The organism is Veronia pacifica, from assembly GCF_001707825.1.
Classification (GTDB): domain Bacteria; phylum Pseudomonadota; class Gammaproteobacteria; order Enterobacterales; family Vibrionaceae; genus Veronia; species Veronia pacifica.
Genome location: NZ_LYBM01000036.1, coordinates 1 through 15917, shown reverse-complemented (window position 1 = coordinate 15917; position 15917 = coordinate 1). Strand labels below are relative to the sequence as shown.

Below are 15917 nucleotides of genomic sequence, written 5' to 3'. Positions count from 1 at the left end.
CAGAAGGGAAGAAGTGATGACACCGCAAAGCAGTGCCATCCATTAATTACATGGTTTGCGTGAAGGTTCGCGCGATCACGTCTTGTTGCTGTTCTTTGGTCAGCGAGTTGAAACGCACTGCATAGCCAGATACGCGAATCGTCAGTTGCGGATATTCCTCAGGGTTTTCCATCGCATCCAGCAACATCTCGCGGTTCATCACGTTGACATTGAGGTGCTGACCGCCTTCCATTTCGTTGTCATGGTGGAAGTAACCGTCCATCATACCAGCAAGGTTGGTACGGCGGGCGTCGTCGTCTTTGCCCAGTGCATTGGGAACAATGGAGAAGGTATAAGAGATACCGTCTTTGGCGTGCTCAAACGGCAGTTTTGCTACCGACGTCAGTGAGGCAACGGCTCCTTTCTCATCTCGGCCATGCATGGGGTTGGCTCCCGGTGCAAATGGTGCGCCAGCACGTCGGCCATCAGGCGTGTTACCGGTTTTTTTGCCGTAGACCACGTTTGAGGTAATAGTCAGTACTGATTGAGTTGGCTCAGCATCACGGTAGGTTTTCAGTTTGCGAACCTTGTTCATAAACTTCTCAACCAGTTCACAGGCAATGCTATCAACGCGATCATCATTATTACCAAACTTCGGATAATCACCCTCAATCGTAAAGTCAGTCGCGATTCCATCTTCATCACGGATAGGCGATACTTTGGCGTACTTAATGGCAGACAAAGAGTCAGCGGCAACAGACAGACCCGCAATACCACAGGCCATGGTGCGCTTGACATCGCGGTCATGCAGTGCCATCAGGGCAGACTCATAGCTGTATTTATCGTGAGAGTAGTGAATAGCGTTCAGTGCCGTCACGTACTGTGTTGCCAGCCAGTCCATAAAGCTGTCGAGCTTGGTCCAGACTTTATCGAAGTCGAGTATCTCATCAGCCATAGGGGACTCTTTCGGGCCTACCTGCAGCTTGAGTTTCTCGTCAACACCACCGTTGATCACATACAGCAGTGTTTTTGCCAGATTGGCACGGGCACCGAAGAACTGCATGTGTTTGCCAACCACCATAGGCGACACGCAGCAGGCAATCGCATAGTCATCATTGTCGAAGTCAGGACGCATTAGGTCGTCATTCTCATACTGAATTGACGAGGTATCGATAGAGACCTTGGCACAGTACTTTTTGAAGCCTTCCGGCAGTTGCTCAGACCAGAGTACGGTGATGTTCGGCTCCGGTGAAGGGCCCATGGTGTAGAGGGTGTTAAGGAAGCGGAAGCTGGTACGGCTGACCAGAGTACGGCCATCAACACCCATACCGCCAATTGATTCTGTTGCCCAGATTGGATCACCTGAAAACAGCTCATCATACTCTGGGGTACGTAGGAAGCGGACCATACGCAACTTCATCACAAAGTGGTCGATCATTTCCTGTGCGTCAGTTTCGGTGATCTTGCCTGTTGCGATGTCACGTTCGATGTAGATATCAAGGAAGGTAGACACGCGGCCCAATGACATGGCGGCACCGTTCTGAGATTTCACCGCAGCCAGATAACCAAAGTAAGTCCACTGTACCGCTTCCTGCGCCGTCTGTGCCGGACGGGAAATATCACAGCCATATTTGGCAGCCATTTCTTTCATTTGGTTCAGTGCACGGTGCTGTTCGGCGATCTCTTCGCGTAATTGCATGGTCATGTGCAGATCGTCACCAGATTCCAGTTTCTCTTGCAGTGAGTGGAACTGGGCCAGCTTGTCTTTGATCAGAAAATCGACACCGTACAGTGCAACACGGCGGTAATCACCAATGATACGGCCACGACCATAAGCGTCAGGCAGGCCTGTCAGCACGCCTGACTTGCGGCATTTCATAATGTCCGGTGTGTAGACATCAAAGACACCCTGATTATGGGTTTTACGGTATTCAGAGAAGATTTTTGATACCTGAGGATCCAGCTCGCGGTCATAGGCTTTGCATGAGCCTTCTATCATTCGGATGCCGCCATTTGGCATGATCGCGCGTTTAAGTGGTGCATCAGTTTGAAGTCCGACAATGGTTTCGAGATCTTTATTAATATAACCAGCATCGTGAGAGGTAATGGTTGATACCAGAGACGTGTCAAAATCAACTGGAGAGTGGGTAGCATTTTCTTGCTTAATGCCTTCCATAACCTTGTCCCACAGAGCGTTGGTTGCTTCTGTGCCCTCAGGGCTCATGAAAGATTCATCACCTTCATAAGGGGTGTAGTTTGCCTGAATGAAATCACGAACGTTGACATCGTTCTGCCAGTCACCGCCTTTGAAGCCTTCCCATGCCGCTGCAAATTGCTCAGCCATAATCGCCTACCTTGTATAATTCTGAAAATATAAGTTTTTTAATTTTTAAGCGCGTGTCGAGTTGCTGGCAGCCTCGGCTGCTTGTTGTGTCTCGCCACGTCGGTAAATCAGCCAATAGGTCATCCCGACCAACAACCCGCCACCTATGATGTTGCCTATCGTTACGGGGATCAGGTTATTAAAAATAAAGTGAGGCACTGTCAGGTCTGAAAACTCTGCAACAGTGTGGCCGGACGCCGCCCAAAACTCAGGGCCTGCAAATGATTTGATCACAATGGCCATAGGGATCATGAACATGTTGGCGATGCTGTGCTCAAAGCCTGAGGCAACAAACATTGAGACAGGCAGCATCATACAAAGAATCTTGTCGGTTACTGTCCGACATGAAAAGGTCATCCAAATGGCGAGGCAGACCATCAGGTTACACAGGGTGCCTAATACCACTGCCTGGATAAATCCATGATGGAGCTTGTGCTGGGCAATTTTCATTGCGTTGATGCCCCAGCCACCTTGGCCTGCCATATGCTGCCCCGCCAGCCAAATCAGAGCCACAAAGAAGCACGCCCCGAACATGTTGCCGACATAAACGGTCAGCCAGTTTCTGCCAAGCTGTTGCCAGCTAATTCGGTTACTGGCTTTGGCAACAGAGGTCAACACAGTCGATGTAAACAGCTCTCCGCCGCAGATCACGACGAGAATCAGACCAAGGCTGAACGCGAGGCCGCCAACAAATTTCGCCATGCCAAACGGCATGTCTTCTGAGCCCGTGGTAACTGTGGTGTAGAACACAAAAGCGATGGAAATAAAGATGCCAGCGGTGATGGCGAGGATGAAAGATTGAAAAGGAGATTTGGTGGCTTTATACACACCGACGTCTTCGGCTTTTTTTGCCATTTCCGGTGGAAGCAGTGCATCAAATGGATTGTTTTTTCTGTTCACTGTATTGCCCGACATCATCAAAATTGGGGTCTGAACTGATACTAACAAAGCGAATTTTCACCAGATTTGATCTGGATCAGTAAGAGTGAGGCTTTCCGTTGGGCTACTATCTGTAAAACCTGTGATTTTCACATAACATTATGTTTTTATTGAATATAAATAATTTTAAATGTTAAACAAAAATTTTAATCAGAGCGGGTTGGATGAGAAGTGTACGTATTTTTAGTCGTTGTAATGTCTTCAAATTCGACATTGGAAGGAGATTGGCAGGCCAATGGATAGCCTGCCAAAAAATTATGGATTAGCCCGCATGGTTTGCTTTAGCCACCTGCAGCTTTTGGTAAGCCGCTAAGAGCTTCTGATGGGCAGAAAATGACAGAAGATCATCATTTTCAATTGCCAGCCCATAAAACCTGACGTCACCTGAGATAGATTGCCACACCGCATCACGAGTTGCCTCGCTGTAGGTGAAGCCAAACGCCTGATGGTATTCGGTGGCATCACGTTCCTCATCCATTGCCAGCTCAAGACTTGCTTGCAGGCAGCGCATAAAGATCATTCTCTGTTGGTTGTACAAGGTCGCGTTGTAGTCGGCGCACCAGACCGCAAAATCAAGCGCAGACTCAAGATCGCCCATGGCCAGACTGAGCAGACACTTGAGTTCACCAATGGTCAGGGTTTTCCATGCCGTGCCTGCATCGGGGCAAATACCAATCAGTTCAGCAACCATGTTGGCATCATCAAAATCTGCCTGTTCAATCACATCAAACAGTGCTTCACAGCTCGCATCATCCATCTTGTTTTTAAGCAGATGGCTGAGCGCATGACGTAACTCAGTGCCGCGATTGTTATTCGCGATCTGTATTTCTTCTGGTGGATAAATTTCAGACCAGCCCGGCACAATGATCCGGCAGCAGTTCACATCCAGATGCTGATAATCAGCGATGTAAGCATCAGCATTTTCTGCGTGCAGTTTTGCCAGCAACCACTCGCACTCTTCAACTGAGCTGCCTTCGAAGTTCCAGTCACTGAACGCATAGTCGGCTGTGGTACGGAACATATCCCAAGACACTGTGCCTGAGGAATCAATAAAGTGGGTCTCAAGGTTATGGTGGTCGGCCACATCCTCATCGTGGAATGACGGTGCCTCAAACACATCCAGATCACGCAGGCTGCGACCCTGAAGCAATTCAGTGACGGTTCGTTCTAATGCCACCTGAAACTTGGGGTGTGCGCCAAAAGAGGTGAAGCACGTGCCGTTAGTTGGGTTGAACAGCACCACACAGATCACCGGATATTGACCACCTAAAGATGCATCGTAGGCCACAACCGGGAAACCTTCGGCAATCAGTGCATCAATAGATGCTGAATCGAAGGGAAACGTGCCATCACCTCTTCAGGAATCACTGGCAGGGTGATTCGCTCCGCGATAATCCGGTTTTTGATCGCACGCTCAAACACTTCTGACAATGCCTGACTGCGTGCTTCTGTTTCGGTGTTACCCGCTGACATCCCGTTGGAGACATACAGATTGCCAATCAAGTTCATTGGCACATAAACGGTTTGCTGATCTTTCTGACGTACGAATGGCAGAGCACAGATACCGCGTTCTTCATTGCCTGATTGTAAATCAACCAGATCGCTGGCTAACAGTTGCTGATCCGGGTCATAGAATGCCCGCATGTCATCATCAAGCAGCTCTTCAGGTACGCTGTCGTCGTCAGTCAGTGGATACCACTTTTCATTTGGGTAGTGAACAAAATCACCACTGGCAACCTGTTCACCCAGATAATAGTCGGCATAAAAGTAGTTACATGACAGGCGCTCAAAGTATTCACCTAATGCAGACGCTAAGGCGGCTTTCTTGCTGGCACCTTTACCATTGGTGAAGTTCATCGGTGCGGCTTTGTCGCGGATATGAACTGACCATACATTCGGGACAGGGTTGAGCCAGGATACTGCCTCAATATCGAAACCATGATGAGACAATTTGCTGTTAAAGCGTTCAATGGACTCTTCCAGAGCCGCGTCTTTACCGGGAATAAAGGTCTTCATTATCTGAGTTCAGGAAAGTGATTGAGGGCGTGAAGTGTATACCCAGTATGAGACAGATGCGAGCATCCAAGAGATAAAGTGCTCATACGACTGTGTTAGTAATGGGACAGTGTGCAGATAGCTTTTCCAATACCATTTAAGGAATTATTGAAAATCAGAACTAAACAAGGTCATGGATTGATATGAGAGGCATTTGGTTACTCGTACTCCTTTTGCCTTGCTCCCTGTATGCTGCTGAACAGGACGTTCCGCCAGTTACTTTTTCTGACAACCTGGGTTTAATCAGGCAAGAGCTTCAGTTAGGGAACTATCAGCAGGCGCTGACTCTGACTGATGCTGCTACAGCAAAAGATGCAGAGCAAAAAGCGATTCTAGCTACGTTTCGTGGCAGAGCTTACTGGGGACTTGGTAATATTATTGAAGCACAGCAAAATCTGCTGCTGGCTTACCAGTCTAGAATGTTACCGCCAGATTACCTGCGCGATACTCTGAAACAGTTAATCCTGATTTCAGGGGAACGTAAGATGCATCGCGCGAGCGCGGCGTTTACATCGCACTATCTTCGTCTTGAGCCTGACGACGTGAGATATCGTCTGTCCTATGTCCGCACCCTCTACAAGCTGGATCAGTGCAAAAAAGTGCTCACGCACCACGATCGCCTATTGCAGGATTTGACTGAGCCTACAAAAGACATCTGGGTAATAAAAGCACAGTGTCAGGAAAAACTGGGCCTGTTTACGCCGCTTCTTAACACGCTGACAGCGATTGAAAGTCGCTATGGCTTGTCTGTTGAGCTAAAACGCAGCCGGGCGAGAGTGTATTTCAAAACGAAAGACTATCCGCGCTCATATTTGATCATTCGTCAGGTCATCGCGTCAGGAAAAGAGCTTATTGCAAATGATTTCCTGTTGATGGCAGATTCTGCCTATCGCTCTGGTAATACAGAGGTGGCGGCTGAAGCGATTAATGTTGGTCTGTCTTCCCGGATTCTGGAAACAAATCGTCAGAACCTGAAATGGCTGCTCAAGTACCAGTTTGAATCGCAACAATGGCGAGAAGCATTGAAGACGGCAAATAACCTGACGTCGGAGCCTGAAATGCAGGTACTCAAGGTGAAGGCGCAATCTGCACTCAAAGAGGGTGAATTTACGACCTGCAGTGATGCGGCTGAACTGGCGATTTCTATTGGTGCTTCTAACGATGTCGCGCTTTGGAAAATGGCAGGGTATTGCGCCATGAAAGCGGGGCAATATCAGCAAGCCGATATTGCCTTACGTGAGTGGCAAAAGCGCGCGCCTGATTCTGATGCCAGCTACTGGCTGTCCACGCTTGATGTACTCAAAAACAGGCCTGCAAAATAACGCGTTATTGAGGGTGATATTGGTCGAGTTCCCGCTCTTTGTGTTTCGCCTCTGATAGGTCCAGCGTTTGCAGAAGGCGCAGTTGCGAGTTCGACCAGATGGGCGGCACCTTGCCGTGCTGCTGGTCATCTTGCCACCATCCTTTAAAGCGCGTGCTGTTGTACTCCACGGTATCTATTTTGTAATAAAGAGGTACCGTCACTTGCTTGCGAACCAGCAGTGCCTCCAGCTTATCAATGATGACTTTCTTATCATCCAGAGACTTGGTCACCTTGTATTCGTGTAAAAGAGCATCCACTTTGGGCTGTACAAAGTAATGTCTGGCATAACGTGGCGATTCTTTTTTCTGGTGTTCGCTGTTAAAAGCAGCATCAAAATAAATGAACGGGGAGTTCCCCCTCGGGTAGTTGGTGAGTGTAATGTCATAATCCGCTGTCGCCATTAACTCTTCATACAAACTGAAGTTGACGGATGAATGAATCACCTTGATACCAATCGTCGCCGCCATATCTTTAATGACTTCTGCAGAAGATTCGAAATCTGACCAGCCTTTCGGAGTGATGATCGACAAGTACAGAGGTTTTCCTGAGGGTAACTCGCGGTAGCCATCGCCATCCTTGTCCTTGATGTTCATGTTGTCTAACAGACGTTTAGAAGCACTCGGATGATAGCGGATGTAGTAGTTAAACTGATCCCGATGTGATGGATTGACCCAACTGCTGAACTTTGGCTCAAGCCCGCTGGGCGTTGTGACGAGTTGTCCCTGACCGAATACAGCGATATTGATCAACAGTTCTCTGTCTATCGCCATCGACATTGCCCTTCTGAACCGGATATCGCTGATCACCTGCTTGATATTCGGATCCGGATTGTCAAAATTGAACAGCAGGCTCACTACACTGGAAACATCCGGATGGTATTTGTGATGAGGGGAGTAAGCAGCGTAGTTTCGGTCGATATCCGGTATAAAGGCACTTGCCCAATCAATTTCACCCGCGCTTAGCCTGTCAACTAACTCCTCATTACTGGCTACTTTCGGGTAGCGAATACAATCGATAGCCAGCTTTGACGCTTGCCAGTATTTTGGATTGCGGCACTGAACCACTTCCTGTGAAGAGAAAGAGCTTATCTTGGTGAAAGGGCCTGTTCCGATGGGATCCGGATTGAGGAAGGTTTCCGGATCCTTGACTGTTTTCCATTGATGGAAAGGCACAATAGGGCTGTGAGCCAACAGTGTAAGGAAGTGAGTGTTTGGTTGCTTGAGCGTAACCGTCACCTCTCGGGGGCCCGTCTTTGATACCGACTTTATCTTTTCACCCACATGATGAATATCCAGATTAGGCGTGTCTTTCTGCAGATTAAGGCTGTATACCACATCCTCGGCAACGAACGGCTGACCGTCTGACCACGTGATCCCAGAACGGAGGTGAAGTTTTATTTTCGACAAATCATCTGAGAAGGTGACGCTATCAGCAAGACGGTAGTAACGTTTTTCCGCGGCCGTAATAAACAGCGGCTCGAAGATAAAGCCCTTGGTGGTCGATACTGAATTGGCCCTGAACGGATTAAAGTTCCTCTGATGTCCATCCGTCAGTCGAGGGATCATAGTAAGGGTCGATGCTGCTGATACCGTTGAAGGCAGAAGAAGCAAAATGAGAATCAGAAAGAACGGCATCCTAGCACTCTTAGAAAAGCTGATTTTGGACTTGCTCCAAATCTACCTCAGACCCGCATACCCTGCAATTATCCCCTCTGTTTCTCCGAATGATTGCCCACTATTTAGGCAAACAGTGAGGGCTTTATTATGATTTGTTGACAAATTGTTGCTGGCTTATGGCCGCAGTGCTATGTTCAGTGCTGGACAGAGGAATGCGGCGAGATGACAAGAAAATATCACCAGCCGTCCCGATCTGGCCGACATCTAATCATCTAAAGGACTCAACCACAGGAGTGGAGCGCATGGAAGACGCAGTAGCGCTGCAAGTCAGGGATATCCGCAAAAGCTTCGGGCAACATGAAGTACTGAAGGGGATCTCACTGGATGCCAAATCTGGTGATGTGGTCTCTATTATCGGTTCATCCGGTTCAGGAAAAAGCACCTTTCTACGCTGTATTAATCTTCTTGAAACGCCCACAGGTGGTGACATTATCGTCAATGGTGAATTGATCGAGATGAAGCCCGGTCGTAGTGGCGACAGAGTTCCTGTCAGTGAACGTCAGGTACAAAGGATCCGTTCCCGCCTTGCTATGGTCTTTCAGGGATTCAACCTTTGGTCTCATATGACGGTACTGCAAAACGTCATTGAGGCGCCCGTTCATGTACTTGGCGTGCCAAAAGCTGAGGCTATTGATAAAGCTGAGACGCTGCTAAAGCGTGTCGGCCTTTTTGAGCGGCGTAATTATTATCCCGGTCATTTGTCTGGTGGTCAGCAACAAAGGGCAGCCATTGCCAGGGCGTTGGCGGTAGATCCGGAGGTACTGCTGTTTGATGAACCCACTTCAGCGCTTGATCCTGAGCTTGTGGGAGAAGTTCTGGGTGTCATGCGCAGCCTTGCAGAAGAGGGACGTACCATGCTGGTGGTGACGCATGAAATGGCATTTGCCCGCGACGTGTCTAACCATGTGATGTTTTTGCATCAAGGAAAAGTTGAAGAGCAGGGGCATCCTGAGCAGCTTTTCACAAATCCCAATTCCGAACGTTTACAACAGTTTATCTCATCAATTTACTAGCGTGTTGGCAAAGGCCAGCTAGTCTTAGAGGGTGAAAGTGCCTCAGGGCAATTCAACCTCTATAACATCAAGGTTCCGGGTTTGGCAGGTGTCTGCCCGGCTATCAGGACAGGAGAAGGAATATGAAAAAATGGCTTTTTGCCGCAGCAATGGTTGCAGCTGCAAGCTCGGGCTCCGTATTTGCCAAGGATTGGAAGGTGGTTCGTTTTGGTATTGAGGGCGCGTATCCTCCTTTCAGTACCACGCTGGAAGACGGCTCACTGGCAGGCTTTGATGTCGATATGGCCAATGCGCTCTGTGAAGAACTGAAAGCTAAGTGTGTGATTGTTGCCCAAGACTGGGATGGCATTATTCCATCGCTGTTGGCGAGAAAATACGATGCCATCATCGCGGCGATGTCTATCACCGAAGAACGTAAGAAGAAAATCGACTTTACTGGCAAATACGCTCTTATTCCAAACAAGTTTGTTGCCAAAAAAGGTGCGGGTCTGACGTTCACGGCAGAAGGTCTTAAGGGTGTGAAAATTGGTGTTCAGCGCGCAACCACCCACGACAAATATGTGACTGATAATTACGGCGACACGGTAAAAATCTCCCGCTATGGCTCGTTTGATGATGCCTATCTTGATCTGAAAGCAGGCCGTATCGATACCCTGTTGGGTGATGCCTCTGCGCTGGAAGAAGGTCTGTTGAACAAAGACGGCGGCTCTGGCTTTGAGTTTGTTGGTCCTTCTTTGACTGATCCTCGCTGGTTCGGTGAAGGTTTTGGTATTGCTGTCCGCAAACAGGACAAAGATCTGACCGCCAAGCTGGATAAAGCGATTAAATCGCTGCGTGAAAAGGGCATTTACCAGAAAATTGCTGACAAGTACTTCAACTACGACGTGTACGGCGATTAATCCTCATAGCAGGGGCGGGACCGCCCCTGCTGTTTCCCCTCTGCAGCCCCAAGGGGCACTCGCAGTCTGACCTGAAAAGTAAGTAGTCGTTATGTTGGATTTGCAAGGTTACGAGTGGTCGATACTTCAGGGAGCATGGATAACGCTTCAGGTAGCATTGCTATCACTGGCACTCGCCGTAGTGTTAGGGATGGCTGGCGCACTGGCAAAGCTGTCAGAGTTCCGAATTGCAAGGGGTATCGCCACCTTCTACACCACAGTGATTCGTGGTATTCCCGATCTGGTGCTGATGATGTTGATCTTCTACGGCGGCCAGATTCTGCTCAATAGCAGTCTTTACTCCATAAACGAAAGCCTCAACAATTATTTTGCTTCTGGCGATCCGCAACATGAGTGGACCTCCTATCTGCCGGATTATGTCGACGTCAGTCCATTTATTGCCGGGGTGCTGACCATTGGCTTTATTTTTGGTGCTTACATGGCAGAGACCTTCCGTGGGGCAATTCTGGCCGTGGATACCGGACAGCTTGAAGCCGCCAAAGCCTATGGTATGAGTAAAGTGCTCGCGTTCCGTCGGATTCTGCTGCCACAGATGATTCGCCATGCTTTACCGGGTTTTGGTAATAACTGGTTGGTATTACTGAAAACCACCGCGCTGGTCTCTATTATCGGACTTAACGACATGGTTCGTATGGGAACGCTGGCTGCGGGTTCAACCCAGATGCCCTTCACGTTTTACTTTGCCGTTGCTCTGTTATTTTTGCTGTTTACTGCACTCTCTACCGCTGGTTTAAAGTGGATGGAGCGCCGTTTTAGCATTCATACCCGATAAGCAGGAGGTTGATATGGATTTTTCTCTGGTTATCGAAACATGGCCTATCTATTGGGAAGGCCTTTACACCACAGTTTGGCTGGTGGCATTGGCTTTGGTCATTGGATTGATGGTCGCTATTCCGTTGGCTGTGGCAAGAAACGCCAATAATCCGGCCATTTATGGCCCGGCATGGATGTTTATCTATTTCTTCCGCGGTACTCCACTGCTGATCCAGCTGTACCTTATTTACTATGGCATGAGTCAGTGGATTGATGTGCAGGACACGTTGTGGGAAAACGCCTGGTTTTGTGCACTGGTGGCTTTTGTTCTTAACACAGCGGCCTATACCGCTGAGATCATCAGGGGAGCCATTAATGGTTTGCCGAGAGGCGAAGTAGAGGCGGCGATTGCATACGGCATGAGCCCATTTCGTGCATTTCGTCGGATTGTACTACCCAGTGCGCTTCGTCGCGCGATACCTGCCTACAGTAATGAAGTGATCTTTATGCTCCATGGCTCGGCGGTAGCAGGTATTGTGACCATTATTGATTTAACAGGTGCAGCAAGGATCGTTAACTCCCGTTATTATGCGCCGTTTGAGTCTTTCCTCACCGCAGGTCTGTTTTATATGCTGCTGACCTTTATGATTCTCTGGTGCTTTAAGAAGGCAGAAAACAGATTCTTACGTCATATGAGACCGTTGAGTTAAGCTGATACACAACGCGAAGCTTATGCTTTTAGACAACAAAAAGGACCCGGTAGGGTCCTTTTTCTATTCTTGAAAATATAATTTGGTATCAGGCGAATGTGGCCCATATAGGCGCATGGTCAGACGGTTTCTCGATGCCTCGCAGCTCGTAGTCGATACCTGTATCCTGGCATTGCTCCGCCAGTGATGGCGTAGCCAGTATGACATCTATCCGCAGGCCACGGTTATCATCAAATCCGCGTGAACGGTAATCAAACCATGAGTACTTATCGGTAACATCAGGGTATTGCTGGCGGAATGTATCAACAAAACCCCAGTTCATTAGGGTTGCCAGCCATTCGCGCTCCTCAGGCTGGAACGAGCACTTACCTGTTTTCAGCCAACGCTTACGGTTTGGTTCACCAATACCGATATCAGTATCCTGCGGGCTGATGTTGATATCGCCCATTACCACCACTTTCTGGTCGTTGGTGTGTGCTTCATTGAGGTAAGTCATCAAATCTTTATAGAACTTACGTTTCGCAGGGTACTTGGTCTCATGCTCAATATTTTCGCCTTGTGGGAAATAGCCATTAAGCACGGTAATTTCTGAACCATCATCCTGTTTAAACGTCGCCATGATCATTCTGCGTTGCGCATCTTCCTCATCGGTCGGGAAGCCCTTCTGAACGTTAACAGGCTCTTGCTTACAAAGCATCGCGACGCCGTAGTGAGCTTTCTGACCGTGATGGTAGACTTTATATCCCATCGCTTCGACATCTTCGAGAGGGAAAGCCTCATCGTGTACCTTGATCTCTTGAAGACCGATAACATCGGGCTGATGCTTGTCAATAAGTGCTTGCAACTGATGAAGGCGAGCGCGCAGTCCATTGATATTAAAAGAAATGATTTTCATAGTGAGTGATGCCTCAGAGTGCCTCGGTCATAAATGCTCATTGTGACGGTTTTACCACTTTTTTGCGAACATCTAAACAACCTTAGCTAGGTTTATTTTTATTTTTTTGTTCGAGTTTTCTCACTTAGTTGTTGTATTTTTGAACTGTTTTATAGTGGTGTGTCCACGAATGATTGACGAGCGGATGAGACCAGACCACTTAATTTTTATCATACCAATGTCAAATGGCAAGGTATTGATAAAAGGTAAAAATCATGAAAAAACTATCAATCATAATGGGTATGGTTGCATTGGGGCATTGTATGCCGATCATGGCAGACACTGACCTGCAAAGACAACTTAAAGATCCTTTGTCTAGTCTAGAAAATCTAAAACCTCGTATTATCGGCGGAGAGCCAGCTAAAAGAGAAAACTGGCCATTTATGGTTGCACTTGTTGGTCGTGGTCAATCAGCCCACCCGGGACAATTTTGTGGGGGAAGCTTAATTGGCGACAGGTACGTGCTCACTGCAGCACATTGTGTCGACGGAAGTGCGGCGGAAGATATCGAAGTTGTTGTTGGTATATACGATCTAACGCAAGAAACTAGTCAAGGAGAAAGAGTAAATGTATCCCTTATTCTTTCTCACCAAGATTACAGACACACCCACGGAAATGATATCGCTGTACTCGTTTTAGAAGACGCATTAAACCAAGATATAGTCGCTCTCGCTGACATAGAAAATAAGTCCGGTGATTCACTTAATGTTGCTGGTTGGGGAAATCTTAACAGCGATGGGACCGTAAATTCTCCAGCTATTCTTCACCAGGTCGATGTCGACTATGTGTCGAGAGAGCTATGTAAACAATCTGGGGGTGATTACAGTAATGTTAATGAGACTGAGATATGTGCTGGATTTGAACAAGGGGGTAAGGATTCTTGTCAAGGAGACAGTGGTGGGCCTCTCATCTTTAATGACAATGGCGTAGTAAAGCAAGTAGGGGTCGTGAGCTGGGGGGCTGGTTGCGCTCAGCCAGACAATTATGGTGTTTATGCTAACGTCGCATATTATGCTGAAAATGGTTGGATTAAAGAGCAGACTAATGGTGTTTACCTCAAGTCTCCCAACTACGTATGGAGTTATGAGGGTAACGAACGAGTGAATACCTCTCTCCAAGTTCTTAACTTTACGGAGGGCCATGCTAGAGTTTTGGATTTGGAAATCGATAATGACAACACAGCGGAGTGGTTTGGTTGCCATCATGTACAAGAGACTTCTCCCATTGAAAAGTGCGACGTATCGCTAAGTCTTGCGTCATGGCCTGAGGGTGAAAAAAGACAGGTTGTCGTCAACCTTGAGCATGATGATGTTGGGCTCAAGTCTATTCAACTTGAACTTGAACTTGATAGATTGGCAAGAGATCTTGGCGAACTGAGTGGTGCCATAGGAAGATCGGTTTATGTAAATGATAACGCATGGCAGTACTCTGATGGTGCTTTTGAATCTGTAGCTATTGGCAATAGTAGCAGTTCAATTATGCAAATCGCTGAGTTGGAGCAAGGTAAAATATCTTTTGAAGCCAGTGTCTCATCTGAACTTGGTTATGATTTTTTGAGAGTTGTTGTTAACGGCGAAGTCAAGCTTACACTCTCTGGGCAAGAATCTTTTAACGCCTATGAATTAGAGCTTCCAAATACCGTCAATTCGGTAACCTTTATTTATGAAAAAGATAATGTTTATTTCGATGGAAAAGACAAAGCTTATATCCAAAGACTAAAATTTGAGCCAGATGTTATTGTTAATCCAGAACCAGAGCCTATTGCAACTTCTGGGGGAGCATTCGGGATTATTATGGGGTTCATGGCGCTATTTTTAATGTCATTTAAAACGTCGAGGAAAGAGCCTTGAAACTACGATTTGGTACTTTAACAGCAATAACAGTTGCTTTGATGGGATGTAATACAGTCGAAAGCAGAACAAAGGGAGAGCCAGAGTCGATCGCAGATACGAGGATTGACAACGCTTTCATATCTTTTGTCGCCGTAACTAATGGCTGTACGAGTAATGACAGTTTTCAATTGCAGGTGAGAGATATTAAGTCTGATATGGCAAACATAGAGGTGATTAGAACGAAACCTGATCTTTGTCGTATGAAGCCCTCATATAAAAATTACAAGCTACGAATTAATGCTAATCTTGAAAAACTTAAACTAAATGTAGTCAACCCACAGCTATCGATTAAAAAATAGATTAATTACTATTCAAGCCCTCCTTTAGAGGGCTTTTTCTACTTTATCTATCGGGAATCCCTTTTGAACGTTAACAGGCTCTTGCTTGCACAGCATAGCTACACCTTAGTGGGCTTTCTGACCATGGTGATACACCTCGTGTCCCGTTGCCTCAACATCCTGAAGAGGCAAAGTTTCCGTCACGCAATTTGATTTCCACAACCTGATTGTTCTCTACGTATTGGGCAGTGGGCACTGCCCGGTCGTTATGTTGCGCTATATAATGTAGCTGACGCCACGATATCAGCGAGAGGACTTTAGTGTAACGTAACCTGTGGCAGTTTGGCAGGGAGCGAATTTTCGCTGAACAACATTTTCATGCGAAAAACACATACTTTTGTCGTCTTTTTCTTTCAGGGACAGGCTCTCCCTCACAAATTGACTCATTAATGAACTATTTATCACTTAAGAGACTAGGTTTAGTTATTGAAACTCGTCAATTAGTTTGCAGGGGAAATGGATATGAAAGCACTGCAGGTTATTAAAATTGTAATTTTTTCTCTGGTCGCGTTATCACTGGCAGGTTGCTCAAAGTACGGTGATTTTGATGAACAGATGATTTGTCGTGCCGGAATCGCTGCCATTAAAAAGAAAAGCCCGTCTATTGTTAACATCGACAGACAGGAAGAAACGGGCAAGTACATCGTCTATCACGTGTCCTATAAACGGGCCGATGACGGTAAGTTATGGAAGTATCGCTGCAAAATAGATAGAAAGAGAATGGTCTGGTCTCAGGGTAAAGGGCGTTGGCGTGATAAAGGGCAGGACCCTACAGTGAAGTTTGAGATTGACGATGACTTCATCGAGATAACGGAAAAGTATCCTGACGGTACAGACTCCAAAAAAGTCCGCTATAACATTAGCCTACTGAGATAATCATGACGTTTGGATAGCAAAAAGCCAGCTCAATGAGCTGGCTTTTT

Annotated in this window: 12 protein-coding genes and 2 pseudogenes; 8 read left to right on the top strand and 6 right to left on the bottom strand. The window is 47.1% G+C overall.

What is annotated here, in order from left to right; translation table 11 throughout:
- Window positions 1-46: 46 nt before the first annotated feature.
- The 3 genes and pseudogenes from pflB to ycaO all read right to left on the bottom strand — a co-directional run bounded on the left by pflB (window position 47) and on the right by ycaO (window position 5317).
- Entirely contained in the window at window positions 47-2323 is a 2277-nt protein-coding gene (pflB, locus tag A8L45_RS17085; protein WP_068904494.1) for a formate C-acetyltransferase, read from the bottom strand.
- 45 nt (window positions 2324-2368) lie between these two features.
- Window positions 2369-3262, bottom strand: coding sequence for a formate transporter FocA (gene focA / locus A8L45_RS17080; protein ID WP_281181530.1), 894 nt, complete (start codon window positions 3260-3262; stop codon window positions 2369-2371).
- A gap of 301 nt (window positions 3263-3563) precedes the next feature.
- Window positions 3564-5317 (bottom strand): annotated as a pseudogene (gene ycaO, locus A8L45_RS17075) (30S ribosomal protein S12 methylthiotransferase accessory factor YcaO).
- Between the two features lie 182 nt (window positions 5318-5499).
- Here ycaO and A8L45_RS17070 point away from each other — a divergent pair.
- Complete coding sequence (locus A8L45_RS17070) at window positions 5500-6678, top strand: tetratricopeptide repeat protein (protein ID WP_068904492.1); 1179 nt, start codon at window positions 5500-5502, stop codon at window positions 6676-6678.
- Between the two features lie 4 nt (window positions 6679-6682).
- Here the strand turns inward: A8L45_RS17070 and A8L45_RS17065 are convergent, their stop codons facing one another.
- The gene (locus A8L45_RS17065) at window positions 6683-8353 is read right to left on the bottom strand and encodes an ABC transporter substrate-binding protein (protein WP_068904490.1); all 1671 of its coding nucleotides are present in this window, start codon (window positions 8351-8353) and stop codon (window positions 6683-6685) included.
- A 284-nt stretch (window positions 8354-8637) separates the two neighbouring features.
- Here A8L45_RS17065 and A8L45_RS17060 point away from each other — a divergent pair, with 284 nt between their 5' ends.
- From A8L45_RS17060 to A8L45_RS17045, 4 genes are all read left to right on the top strand, one after another.
- Window positions 8638-9408 carry an ABC transporter ATP-binding protein gene (locus A8L45_RS17060; RefSeq protein ID WP_068904488.1) on the top strand — a complete coding sequence of 257 codons (771 nt, stop codon included), beginning with the start codon at window positions 8638-8640 and terminating at the stop codon, window positions 9406-9408.
- 122 nt (window positions 9409-9530) lie between these two features.
- The gene (locus A8L45_RS17055) at window positions 9531-10307 is read left to right on the top strand and encodes an ABC transporter substrate-binding protein (RefSeq protein ID WP_068904486.1); all 777 of its coding nucleotides are present in this window, start codon (window positions 9531-9533) and stop codon (window positions 10305-10307) included.
- Window positions 10308-10398: 91 nt separating this feature from the next.
- Complete coding sequence (locus A8L45_RS17050; RefSeq protein WP_068904484.1) at window positions 10399-11139, top strand: ABC transporter permease; 741 nt, start codon at window positions 10399-10401, stop codon at window positions 11137-11139.
- Window positions 11140-11152: 13 nt separating this feature from the next.
- Complete coding sequence (locus A8L45_RS17045) at window positions 11153-11830, top strand: ABC transporter permease (RefSeq protein ID WP_068904482.1); 678 nt, start codon at window positions 11153-11155, stop codon at window positions 11828-11830.
- Window positions 11831-11918: 88 nt separating this feature from the next.
- Here A8L45_RS17045 and xthA read toward each other — a convergent pair whose 3' ends face one another.
- On the bottom strand, window positions 11919-12725 hold the full coding sequence (gene xthA / locus A8L45_RS17040) for an exodeoxyribonuclease III (RefSeq protein WP_068904480.1): 807 nt from the start codon (window positions 12723-12725) through the stop codon (window positions 11919-11921).
- A 254-nt stretch (window positions 12726-12979) separates the two neighbouring features.
- Between xthA and A8L45_RS17035 the strand changes: the two genes are divergently transcribed.
- Window positions 12980-14614 carry a S1 family peptidase gene (locus tag A8L45_RS17035; protein WP_068904478.1) on the top strand — a complete coding sequence of 545 codons (1635 nt, stop codon included), beginning with the start codon at window positions 12980-12982 and terminating at the stop codon, window positions 14612-14614.
- Complete coding sequence (locus tag A8L45_RS17030) at window positions 14611-14955, top strand: hypothetical protein (RefSeq protein ID WP_068904476.1); 345 nt, start codon at window positions 14611-14613, stop codon at window positions 14953-14955. The genes A8L45_RS17035 and A8L45_RS17030 overlap by 4 nt, the downstream gene beginning before the upstream one ends.
- 45 nt (window positions 14956-15000) lie before the next feature.
- Here the strand turns inward: A8L45_RS17030 and A8L45_RS25350 are convergent.
- Window positions 15001-15132: pseudogene (locus tag A8L45_RS25350) on the bottom strand (exodeoxyribonuclease III); the annotation flags it as partial.
- Window positions 15133-15456: 324 nt separating this feature from the next.
- Between A8L45_RS25350 and A8L45_RS17025 the strand changes: the two are divergent.
- Complete coding sequence (locus tag A8L45_RS17025) at window positions 15457-15870, top strand: hypothetical protein (protein WP_068904473.1); 414 nt, start codon at window positions 15457-15459, stop codon at window positions 15868-15870.
- The last annotated feature ends 47 nt before the right edge of the window (window positions 15871-15917 follow it).